The sequence below is a fragment of the Nonomuraea sp. B19D2 genome, from assembly GCF_040137845.1.
Taxonomy (GTDB): Bacteria; Actinomycetota; Actinomycetes; order Streptosporangiales; family Streptosporangiaceae; genus Nonomuraea.
This window is the reverse complement of record NZ_JBEFAK010000102.1, coordinates 1-10,710: the sequence shown is the minus strand read 5'-3', so window position 1 is coordinate 10,710 and position 10,710 is coordinate 1. Positions and strand designations below refer to the sequence as shown.

At 67.8% G+C, this 10,710-nt stretch carries 7 protein-coding genes and 1 pseudogene; 5 read left to right on the top strand and 3 right to left on the bottom strand.

The annotated features are described in order from the left end of the window. The first annotated feature begins 194 nt into the window (after positions 1 to 194). Positions 195 to 752, top strand: a complete 558-nt coding sequence (locus ABN273_RS58405) for a transposase (RefSeq protein WP_349458433.1) — start codon at positions 195 to 197, stop codon at positions 750 to 752. A 147-nt stretch (positions 753 to 899) separates the two neighbouring features. On the opposite strand, the gene ABN273_RS58400 is transcribed toward ABN273_RS58405, so the two are convergent. After that, on the bottom strand, positions 900 to 1,241 hold the full coding sequence (locus ABN273_RS58400; protein ID WP_349458432.1) for a cupin domain-containing protein: 342 nt from the start codon (positions 1,239 to 1,241) through the stop codon (positions 900 to 902). A gap of 164 nt (positions 1,242 to 1,405) precedes the next feature. On the opposite strand from ABN273_RS58400, the pseudogene ABN273_RS60200 reads away from it, so the two are divergent. Next, a pseudogene (locus ABN273_RS60200) lies at positions 1,406 to 1,552 on the top strand (IS1380 family transposase); the annotation flags it as partial. A gap of 52 nt (positions 1,553 to 1,604) precedes the next feature. On the opposite strand, the gene ABN273_RS58395 reads toward ABN273_RS60200, so the two are convergent. Both ABN273_RS58395 and ABN273_RS58390 read right to left on the bottom strand, forming a co-directional pair. Further along, on the bottom strand, positions 1,605 to 2,576 hold the full coding sequence (locus ABN273_RS58395) for a succinylglutamate desuccinylase/aspartoacylase family protein (protein WP_349458430.1): 972 nt from the start codon (positions 2,574 to 2,576) through the stop codon (positions 1,605 to 1,607). Between the two features lie 212 nt (positions 2,577 to 2,788). Next, on the bottom strand, positions 2,789 to 5,815 hold the full coding sequence (locus tag ABN273_RS58390; protein WP_349458428.1) for an aminotransferase class III-fold pyridoxal phosphate-dependent enzyme: 3,027 nt from the start codon (positions 5,813 to 5,815) through the stop codon (positions 2,789 to 2,791). A 901-nt stretch (positions 5,816 to 6,716) separates the two neighbouring features. Between ABN273_RS58390 and ABN273_RS58385 the strand changes: the two genes are divergently transcribed. The 3 genes from ABN273_RS58385 to ABN273_RS58375 all read left to right on the top strand — a co-directional run bounded on the left by ABN273_RS58385 (position 6,717) and on the right by ABN273_RS58375 (position 10,518). Continuing rightward, positions 6,717 to 7,934 (top strand): PucR family transcriptional regulator, encoded by a 1,218-nt coding sequence (locus ABN273_RS58385; RefSeq protein ID WP_349458427.1) that lies wholly within the window; start codon positions 6,717 to 6,719, stop codon positions 7,932 to 7,934. A gap of 560 nt (positions 7,935 to 8,494) precedes the next feature. Beyond that, positions 8,495 to 9,178, top strand: coding sequence for a haloacid dehalogenase type II (locus ABN273_RS58380; RefSeq protein ID WP_349458426.1), 684 nt, complete (start codon positions 8,495 to 8,497; stop codon positions 9,176 to 9,178). Positions 9,179 to 9,234: 56 nt separating this feature from the next. After that, entirely contained in the window at positions 9,235 to 10,518 is a 1,284-nt protein-coding gene (locus tag ABN273_RS58375) for an NAD(P)/FAD-dependent oxidoreductase (RefSeq protein WP_349458425.1), read from the top strand. Positions 10,519 to 10,710: the final 192 nt, after the last annotated feature.

Here is a 10,710-nt window from a genome sequence, read left to right as displayed (position 1 = left end):
GCCTGGTCAACCTCGGACTCGCCTACCTCAACAACACCTGGACCCTCACCCCGACCAGCCCATGACCGGCGGACGTGCCAGCCCATACCAGCCCACCCACCAAGATCTTCAGGACATTCCTAGGGCCTGTTCAGGGTTCGGATCACGAGAGGTTGTGGATTCGTCTGCGCGGTACGGTCCGGCCTTGATAAGCCATGGGCATGGCGCGTGGTGACCTCATGGACGAGGAATGGGCGTTGATCGAGCCTCATCTGCCGTTGGGTGGGCGAGGTCAGATCCCGGATCTGCGGCAGCAGTTCAATGCGGCGATGTGGCGCTTTCGCACGGGCAGTCCGTGGCGGGACCTACCCGCGGAGTACGGCTCGTGGTCCACGGCCTATGACCGGTTCCGGATATGGGCGAGCGCGGGTGTCTTCCAGCAGTTGATGCAGGCGGCGATCGGCGAGGCCGCAGCCCGCGGGCGGATCTCGACTCGATCTTCAAGGTCTCGGACGAGCACGATGGGGACGTGGACGGGCGCATCTCATTGGCGGAGTTCCTGGTGGCCTGGAACAAGTGACGGCGCGCTTGCCTACCGTAAACGATCAGCCGGTCGCCCAGTAGGCAGGCGCCCAGTGGTACCGGCGCGCGTACTCCGGCTGAGACTTGTCGGCCCACCCCTTCCGCCAGTACCTCGCGCGTGCGCGCGCGTTAGCCTCCCCAAACTCCGGAGCCTGGGCCTGAACTTCCACGAGATAGGACATCCGGGTTAGGGATGCTTCCCGGTTGTCCTGTCTTGTTGGACTTGAGGTACGGGAAGGCCCTGACCTGCGGTGCCTCAGATTGGGTGAGACTCACGACGCCGAAGTTGTCTCACCGATCATGAGGCAGATCTGCGTTTCACGAGTGCTGAACGCGGGTCAAGCCCGGGAGTCCGCGCGCGAGCCGTAGGCAGGGCCGAACACGACCAGCAGCGCCAGATTTTCCGCGATGTCCACGAAGCGGTGTTCCTCGCCTGCCGGGACGAATATCACCGCGCCGGGGCGGACCTCCGCCTCGCCGCTCGGCGTCACGATCCGGGCCCGACCTGCGGTCACCACATAGATCTCGTCCTCGGTGTGCGGGCTTTGGGTGTCGACCCCGCCCGCTGGGATGCAGTACGTCCCAATGGACAGGTCTGGCACTTTGAGCTGCTCAACCCAGTCGTTGGCAGTCCCGGCAGCCGGCTGTGCCCACTCACCCGCACCCTTAATGATCTGCATATCGGCGACCTTACAGGCAGGTCGATCCGAGGTTCACCGCCCGCCTCGGGCTTTCACGAGGTGGTCTGTCCGAGCTTGATCACAAATGCGAGAAATGCCCCTGCCCTGCCACAATAGGACTTGTCGAGGGTCCAGATCGGGCCGTGGAAAGAAGCACTTCTCAGGTGAAGAAGCGCGTCGGGTCGTACCCGCATGTCCGCGTTGAGGGCAGCGGTCGTGGAGTGGTCTCGCAGGCCGGGGCCGTGCTGTTGGTGGAGACAGTCCGCAAGACCGGCTTGGATACTACGATTCTCCTGGAAGGAGTGAAATGGGGGCCATTTCGGTGGGGTAGGGGGATGGAATCAGTGGGCGGGCATGCGCCCGTCAGTGGTGCGGGGTGGCGATGGCAGCGAGCTCCGTGCCGGGGCGGACGGAGAGCCCGTTCATGCCGTAGATGATCGTTCCGGTGGCAGTGGCGGCGACCTTGTGCTCGGCGCCGTCGATCGGGTCGATGATGCGGCCGACGGTCTGTCCCTCGGTGACCTCGTCACCGGTGACCGCGTCCGGGTACCACAGACCGGTGACCTGGGACGCGACCTCGCCCGTCCAGATCCAGTCGCGCGGCGGCACGGTCGGCGGCTTGACGTGCTCCGACGCTTCGATGACGCCGAGGTGGTGCAGGAGCCGGTACAGGGCGTCGAGGAGCCTGCGCACGGTGGCGGGGTCGCGGTCGCCGAGCTTTCCGGTCTCGACGAGGATCGCGGGGACACCCCGCCGGTTCGCCGCGGCGTGGCTGTTGCCGCCGTCCGGGCTGGTGCCGCAGATGACCCGCTCGTATCCGACCGCGTGGGCCATTCCCCTGTTCTTCGCATCCAGCTCGTCGTCACCGGTCAGGCGGTAGCCGACGAAATCGAGCAGATGTTGGTCGATGCCGCCGCTGTGCAGGTCCACGTAGGCGTCGGCGCCGTCGATCAGGTGCTCGAACAGCCAGGCCGCCATCCGGTCGGTGGGCCCACCGTCCTTGTCGCCGGGGAAGACGCGGTTGATGTTGACGCCGTCCAGCGGGGAGATGTTGAGCCTGCCCCCGTAGACGGCCGGCGGATTGGCCACGGGGCAGATCACCAGCTCGCCGGCGACATCGTCCGGTTCCAGCAGCCCGGCCAGGCGGGTGGCGGCGTCGACGCCGATGAACTCGCCACCGTGGACACCACCGGTGATCACGACCCTGGGGCCCGGGCGGGAGCCGTTGACAAGGATCAGGGGAACGTCCACCGTCGTGGAGCCGAGGTCGGCGGGAAGGCTCCCGCGGGTCTTCTGGCCGGGCTCAGCCCTCAGCGCGCCGATGTTCAGGGTCATGTTTTACCTCTTTCTGACTCAGGCCGCTACGCGGCCGTTTGTGGTGATGAAGTCGATCGGCTGGGAGGTGCGGCGCTCCAGGGCAAGGTCCGCGGCGATGCCGCCCATGGCGGGCGAGAGCTTGAAGCCCTGGCCGGAGAAGCCGGCCCGCAGGGCACTTCTCGCTTTCGCGGGCCACTCTCGTTCACTGCCTCAGTAGACGGTTGCCCGTCTCAGGACTGAACGGCCGAGCGCAGCTCGGGCAGGGACAGGACCTCGTCCAGCGCGTCGACGTAGAGATCCACGTGCTCGCGGCGGAAGGTCATGGGCGGTTTGATCTTCAGTACGTTGTCGTGCACGCCATTGGGGAAGACAATGACGCCTCGCTCCTTCATGAGCTCGGTGACCATGAAGGCCTGCTCAGTGGCCGGCATCTTGGTGGTGCGGTTACGGACCAGTTCGACGCCGAGGTAGAGCCCTTCTGCCCGCACGTCACCGATGAGCGGTTGGCGCTGCTGGAGCTCGCGCAGCGACTGGGCGAAGTACCCGCCCACGCTCACGGCGTTCTCCCTCAGCCCATCCTGCTCGACGATGTCGAGCACGGCCTCGCCGATCGCGCAGGAGACCGGGTTGCCGCCGAAGGTGTTGAAGTACTTCATGCCCGTGTCGAACGCGTCGGCGATCTTCCGAGTCGTGACCACCGCCGCGAGGGGATGCCCGTTCCCGAGCGGCTTGCCCATCGTGACGATGTCCGGGACCACCCCCTGGAGCTCGAACCCCCACCAGGGCCCGAGCCGTCCGACGCCGACCTGGACCTCGTCGGAGATGCACAGGGCACCCGCCCGCCTGGCAGCAGTGAACACGCCATCGAGGTAGCCGTCGGGGAACACGATGTTCCCACCCGATCCCATCAGGGACTCGGCGATGAAGGCGGCCGGCGGCCGGCCGTCGGCCGCGATCCGCTCGATGACAGCCGCGGCGTCGCGCGCGTACTTGACTCCGGCGTCCGCGTCGTCGTACCCGTAGGTGCTGCGGTAGCGGTCCGGGATGACGACCTCGTGGGTGGTCGCGGGTGCACCGGCGCCGCCGGGGCCCTTGTAACGGTTCGGGCTGATCCCGGTCACCACGCCGGTGTTTCCGTGGTACGCGCCGTCGATGTTGACGATGTGCTGACGACCTGTCACCTGGCGGGCGATGCGCAGCGCCAGGTCGTTTGCCTCGCTGCCGGTGCACACGAGGAAGACGACCTCTAGCGGGTCGGGCAGCGTGGCTACCAGCTTCTGCACGTAACTGGCGATCTGCGGGTAGACGAAACGGCTGTTGGTGTTGAGCTTGCGCAGCTGTCGGGTGGCGGCGGCCGTCACCCGTGGCTCGGCATGGCCGACGTGGGTGACGTTGTTCAGCGAGTCCAGATAGGCCAGGCCGTCCTCGTCGTGGAACCACACGTCCCGCCCACGCACAAGGTTCATCGGGGTGCGGTAGTAGTTGCGCTGGGAGCGAGCGATGTGGCGACGGCGCACTGAGACGACGTCGTCAATGGTGGGGGCCGCGGCGGAGGACTCGGTGAACCCGAGGAGCCGGGCGGGGTCGGGTGACAGGTGGCGCCACACCTGCCGTGCGGAAGGCGGCACGGCACGAGGCGGCGGCCACGTGGCCATCCGCGCGGTGCGGTGGACCTGTACCTGGACGCAGGACCCGAGCGGGTCCGTCTCCTCGCTCGCGCCGGCGCGTCCCAACGGCGCCCCGGCCGGGACTGTCGCCGCAACGGGCGGCGAGTCGTCGAGTCCCCACCAGCACGTCCAGAACTCCAGCCCCTCGACCGCATGTCGCAGTACCAACGGCATCCCGGCGCCACCGCGAGCTTCGACGACGCCGGACAGCGGGCTGGAAACCTCCTCGGCGTCGGCCACGATCAGCAAGCCGCCGACCTGAACCGTCGCGGGCTCGTCGGCTCCCGGGCGGCGCTGGCCCCCTAGGAGCAGCGATGCGCTGAGGTGGGGCACGTAGCCCCGTCGCTGTCGTCCGTCGAGGACGTTGTCGATGCTCGCGCGCACCGCCCTCGCGTCGTGCCAGTCGACTTCGTCGTAGAGATCACTTGCCGGTCGCAGGTCGAGCAGTTGCGGGGCCGGTGCGTACGGGGAACCGTCTCGGGCCGCCTCTGCCAAGACCTGTTCCAAACCCCGCTGCTCCCGCGTCCGGGGGAGCCCACATGCGACCCGGAACATCGCCTCGGCGACGTCGGGGCAAACCTCGGCCGCCTGCGCGATCGCCGGCCAGGTGTGTTGCACGCGGGTCTGCCCGTACGGCGTGCCGCTCTCGGCGACCCGGCGCGTCCACGTCACGGCGTTCATGCACAGCCGGGCGGCCGCCAACGGATAGACAGCCGCCAGTTCCTCAGCCGTGAGGGGGAGCACCGAGTGGAAGCCGGCCACGACTTCGGCCGCCGCAGCGAGCGGGTCGGCCTTGCGGACCATGGCGTAGCCCGCCGCAATCGCCACCTCGGCCGCGCGCACACTGTAGAGCGAGTCGCCCAGGTCGACGATGCCTGAGATCCGCAGCACCCCGTCCTCGTCAGCGTCGGCCAGAACGTTGGCGTCATTGAGATCCTGGTGTACGACGCTCCGCGGCAGTCGGTCCAATGCCGGCAGGAGATCGTCGTACCAGCCCATGATCGTGCGCACCGACTCCCGCCGGTCCGCGTCCTGTACAGCGTGCAGCGACGCCTCGACAATCTCAGCGGCCCGGCGCATGTCCCAGTCGTGCGGTTCCAAGCCCACCGGTGGCTCCACGCTGGAGAGTCCGAGGCTCAGCCGCCCAGCGGCTTCTCCCAGCTGACGCAGAAGCGCCGCGGGGTGGTCGTCGAGATCCGCCAGGACCCGGCCCTCAATCCAGCTCATCACGCGAACCACGTGCGTTCGGCCCTCGTGGACGACGGCGGCAAGGAACTTCCCCTCGCGTGTCGGGACCAGCCGTGGCACCGGAAGGTCAGGAACGGTGGAGGCCAGATGCTGGAGGAGCGAGTTCTGCCAGAGAACGTCGGCCGAGTGCGGCTCCGCGCGGGTGACCCGTACGAAGTAGCGCACGCCGTCATCGCCGGTGATCCGGACGTTCTGGTCGACCTCCCCTCCCAGTGGGTGCTGGACATATCCCTCGAGTCCGAAGGACTGCCGCAGCACGTGATCGAGGAGCGAGCCCGGCAGTTGGCCGGTGTGACCGGGGATGGTCGTTCCGTCCTGGCCGGTGGTGGTCGCTGAGGTCATCGGTGCGTTCTCTCTCTCGTCGTCAGGTCGCTCATCACTCACCGTGGGCCTGCGCCACGACGCTCAGGTCGTGGCCAGTCCCCCGCCGCCACCCGTGTCGGACCTTTGCCCGACGCTGACAGCCAGCTCCCGGACGGTCCGATCGATGCGGTTCCTGGGAGGAGGCGGGCAGGGCTGCCGCGGCTGTGTCTCGATCGCTTCACGGGCTGCGCAGACCTCGGCCAAGTCGACGACCAACAGGTCCAGGGCGGACTCCCCCGTTTGGTACTTCCCCTCGATGCCCCACTCCGACGGCCGCAGGGGCCCGGGCCAGGACGCGCTTCAACACCTGGGGCTAGTCGGCGATCAGGTCCGAGGCGGGCCGTCCGTCAAAGGCGGAGCGCTCATCGAGACCGGTCATCAGCTCACGCGGCGGCGGTTATGACGTCCCAGGTGACGTTGGAGGCAAGCACCCCGCGCAGCGCCTCGGCGGGCTCCATCGGTGTCCTCATGGTCCTCGACCCTCGCCTTGAGCTCGGCGTAGTCTCTGGGGGTCGCTGGGGGAGTCCTGGGTGATCTCGATCCCGCTCTGCCTGGCGAACCGCTGACACTGACCCGAGGAACGCGGCGCCCCTCAGCAGCGCCTACTCAAGGTGACGGACTGGGGATCAGGTGCTTACGGAAGTGCCATAGCTGCTCCAAGTGCGTGATCATGTCGCGAGCCCACTCCAGCTCGAGGTGATGCGTCAGTAAAGCACTGTAAAGAATCCGGCAACAAGGGACGCGAGGCCGCGACATCGACCCCGTATTTTGTGCCTGTGCACAATTTCTGTCAGGGAGCCCCACCAGCATGTCAGCGGCATTACCCGGAGACGGCCCCGGATCCGTCCGGTGACGGCTGTCGTCGGGAGAGGCGGTCCTCGTGAGCGGCCCGGGACGCCGTCAGGGCGGGGCCCGCCACGACGCCGTGCAGGCGATCGCGCGCCGGCTCCTCGAGGAACGGCTCGACGAACTGACCTCTCGTGCTCTCCAACAACTGGAAGCCGAGGAGCCTGCCTACGCGTCGGTGGACTGGGACCCGGTCCAGAAACGGGAGGGGATGCGACGAACCCTCGAACTCGCCCTGACCCGGCTGGCCGGCGGTCCCGTGCCCCGGACGGTCTCGCGCGCCACCGAGGACGTGGGACGCGAGCGAGCGGAGCAGGCGTTTCCCCTGACCGCTCTGATGCACTCCTTCCAGCTGGACCTCAGGACCCTGTGGGAGGCCGTGCTCGCAGAGGGGCGAGCACGTGGCATCAGCGCCGATCCCGACTTCCTCGACGGGTTGATCCGCGTCTGGGAGGTGACGGACGCCAACAGCGTCGAGGTCGTCGACGCCTACCGCCGCACCGAGCGCGACCTGGCGAGCCGTCGTACGGAGGTGCGCAACCGCGCCTTCAGCCGCCTAGTCCTGGAAGGGGAGCAGGATCCCTCCACCGTCGCCGAGGCCTCGACGTTGCTGGGCTTTTCCGAGAACGTCGCCCTGACCGTGGTCGTGGTCGAATCCGTTCCTACCGGGGACCCGGCTGTGTCCCAGGTCGACGATGCGCTGCGTCGGGGCGGCCTGGTACGTCACTTCGGATGGATGGGCGACGAGCTCCTCGGCATCATCGGTCACGGACGGTGCGATGAAGAGGCCATGCTTGCCATGCTCCGGCCGTTCGCCCCGTGGCGCTGCGGCGTCGCGGAAGTCCCCGGCCTGGCGCTGACGGCGCGGGGCATCCGGTTCGCACGTGCAGCGATCCGCAGCTCCGCGCAGCCCGGAGTGCGGCACGTGGAGGGCCACTGGATCGGGGCGATCATGTCGGCGCAGGAGGAGCTCACCGGTGCGATGGCCATCGGCGTGCTGCGCCCACTGCTCGAGCTGCGCGACCGCGACAGCATCGTCGAGACCCTGCGCTGGTACCTCGACCTGGGCTCGGTCGCTGAGGTGGCCGCACGCACCTACCGTCACCGGAACACGGTGGGCAATCGCCTGCAGGCTGCGGAAGAGGCGACCGGGCTGAAGCTGTCCCGACCGAACGACGCCGCCCGGCTGGTCCTCGCCCTGGCTTGGCTGGAGACGGACGCGGGCGCCCGCTTCCGGGCGACGATGTCCTGATCCACCGATCGCTGGACGGGTTGAGGCAACCAGCCGGGACCGCGACCGAGAGAGCTGGAGCCAAAGCGTGGCGGTCAGAGGCCACTGCCCTTCATGAGGACGGCAGCCTTGGCGGCCGACAGCCCGGTCACGCCGCCGGGCAGCAGCGCCAAGCGGCCGCAGTTCGCGCCGGAGCCGCAGAACTGCATCGGATCCCTGACAGAAATTGTGCACAGGCACAAAATACGGGGTCGATCTCGCGGCCCCACGTCCCTTGTTGCCGGATTCTCCACAGTGCTTTACTGACGCATCACCTCGAGCCGAAGAGGCTCATCGCATCTGAGCAGTAATGATGCTGCCGCCGACTACCTGATCAGCATTCGCCGTCCCGGGCCCTGTCCGGGGGCTCGCCCTCCAGCGGCGGCCCGTCGGGCACCCCCTCAGCCCCCATGCCCTCGGTCGCCGCCCCAACGCTCGGCAGCCTCCTGAAACCCCGATGCGGCCGACCTGGCCGCACTCGACGAGATCGTGACTCCCGGTTAACAGGGTGCCCCATATACCCGGAAAGAGGTTGAAATACCATGCGTCAGATCGTCACCTTCGATGCCTACGGCACCCTGGTCGACTTCCAGCTCGGCCCCACCACCCTGAAGGTCCTGGCCGACCGGCTGGGCCTGGACCGTCTGAACGTCGACGAGTTCCTCGACGACTTCCGCATCATGCGGTTCCACGCCGTCCTGGAGGCATACCGCCCCTTCCACGAGGTGCTGCCCTCCAGCCTGGAGATAGCGATGCGTCTGCACGGCCTGGAGTACCGGCAGTCCGACGGCGAGGCCCTGGTCGCGGCCGTGCCCACCTTCGGCCCCCACCCCGAGGTCCCGGCCGCCCTGCAGGCGCTGAAGTCCCGGTACGAGATCGCCATCATCTCCAACACGGACGACGACCTCATCGCCCAGAACCTGGCCAACATCGGCGTCGAGTTCGACCATGTCATCACCGCCCAGCAGGCCAAGGCGTACAAGCCGTCCCGGCAGACCTTCGAGTACGCCTTCCAGACCATGGACATCGACCCCGCCCAGGTCATCCACGTCGCCCAGGGCTGGGAGTACGACCTCATCCCCACCCGCGACCTCGGCCTCGCTCGCCGCGTGTGGATCAACCGCTACGGCCACAACGGCTCCATCGGCGCCCGCGGCAGCGCCGACTACCAGCCCTACGACGAGCTTCCCGACCTGTCCGGCCTGCCGGCCCTGCTCGGCTGCTGAAGCCGGGACCCAGACAAACACCCCTGGACGACCAGGAAGACCCGAGGACATACGTCATGAAGCAGATCCCCTACTGGCTCGACACAGCTCCTGCCTTCCCCGACCGGACCGGCAAGCCCCTGCCCGAGCAGGCGGACCTGGTGGTCATCGGCGGCGGCCTCACCGGCCTGTCCACCGCCTACCACGCGGCACGCAAGGGCGCCCACGTCGTCCTCGTGGAGAAGGACAAGGTCGGCTCCGGCGCCTCCGGGCGCAACGGCAGCATGTGCACCCAGGGCATCACCATCAGTCCCGCCGAGGCGCGCAAGCGCTACGGGCAGCCGCGGGCCCGGGAACTGTACGACGCCTTCCGCGAGGCGGTGGACGTGGTGGAGGAGCTGACGGTCAAGGAGCAGATCGACTGCGACTTCCACCGCGTAGGGCGTCTGGGCGTCGCGTTCAAGCCGCAGCACTTCGAGAGCATGCGGGCCAAGCAGCGCGACCTGGCCGACAACTTCGGCCACGACACCACGCTGCTGAGCAAGAGCGATCTACGTGCCGAGCTGGGCTCCGACTACTACCACGGAGCCCTGCTCGACCCGCTCAGCGCGCACCTTCACGTCGGCAAATACGTCCATGGCCTGGCCGAGGCCGCCGAACGCGCCGGGGCTCAGATCCACGAACGCAACGCCGCCACCGCGCTGCACCGCCTCCCCGAGGGCGGTTTCCTCGTCGAGACCCTGCACGGCACCATCCGCGCCACGCAGGTCATGGCGGCCACCGACGCCTACACCGACAAGGCCATGCCCTGGTTCCGCAAGCGGCTGATCAACGTCGGCAGCTTCGTTATCGTCACCGAGCCGCTGGGCGAGGAGCGGGCCCGGCAGCTCATCCCCAACAACCGCGTGGTCGTGTCCTCCAAGAACATCGGCCACTACATTCGAATCACCCCGGACAACCGCCTAGCCTTCGGCGGCCGGGCCCGCTTCGCCCCCTCAGACCCCGCCTCGGACGTCAAGAGCGGTGACGTCCTGAAGCGGGAGATGACCGAGATCTTCCCGCAGATGGCCGGGGTGAAGATCGACTACGTGTGGGGCGGCATGGTCGGCTTCTCCTACGACCGCGTTCCGCACGCGGGCGAGGCCAACGGCCTCTACTACTCCATGGGTTACTGCGGCCACGGCGTCCAGATGGCCACCTACATGGGCCGCGCCATGGCCGAGGTCATGGACGGCCACCCGGAGGCCAACCCCATGCGCGGCTTCGGCTTCCCCAAGGTTCCGGTGCCGTTCTACAACGGCACCGCCTGGTTCCTGCCCTTCGCCGGGGCGTACTACAAGGCCAAGGACCGGCTGCGCTAGCCTGCGGCTTTCCCGGCGAATTTGAGCCAGCTTGATCGTTCGCATAAGAAAAGCGCCCTTGAGCTGCAATGCCGGTGAGTTAAGGCATTTGCGCAGGTAGCGAGTGCTTTCGCTGGTGTTGGGCGTAGCTGGCCTCAGCGCGGATCGTCGCGATTTGGTGACGGATAGTGCGTTGGCTCGCCTGAGCAACGA

Coding starts and splice junctions, on each gene's coding strand:
- ABN273_RS58405 (WP_349458433.1), top strand. CDS start 195: ATGGGCATGGCGCGTGGTGACCTCATGGACGAGGAATGGGCGTTGATC.
- ABN273_RS58400 (WP_349458432.1), bottom strand. CDS start 1,241: ATGCAGATCATTAAGGGTGCGGGTGAGTGGGCACAGCCGGCTGCCGGG.
- ABN273_RS58395 (WP_349458430.1), bottom strand. CDS start 2,576: ATGACCCTGAACATCGGCGCGCTGAGGGCTGAGCCCGGCCAGAAGACC.
- ABN273_RS58390 (WP_349458428.1), bottom strand. CDS start 5,815: ATGACCTCAGCGACCACCACCGGCCAGGACGGAACGACCATCCCCGGT.
- ABN273_RS58380 (WP_349458426.1), top strand. CDS start 8,495: ATGCGTCAGATCGTCACCTTCGATGCCTACGGCACCCTGGTCGACTTC.
- ABN273_RS58375 (WP_349458425.1), top strand. CDS start 9,235: ATGAAGCAGATCCCCTACTGGCTCGACACAGCTCCTGCCTTCCCCGAC.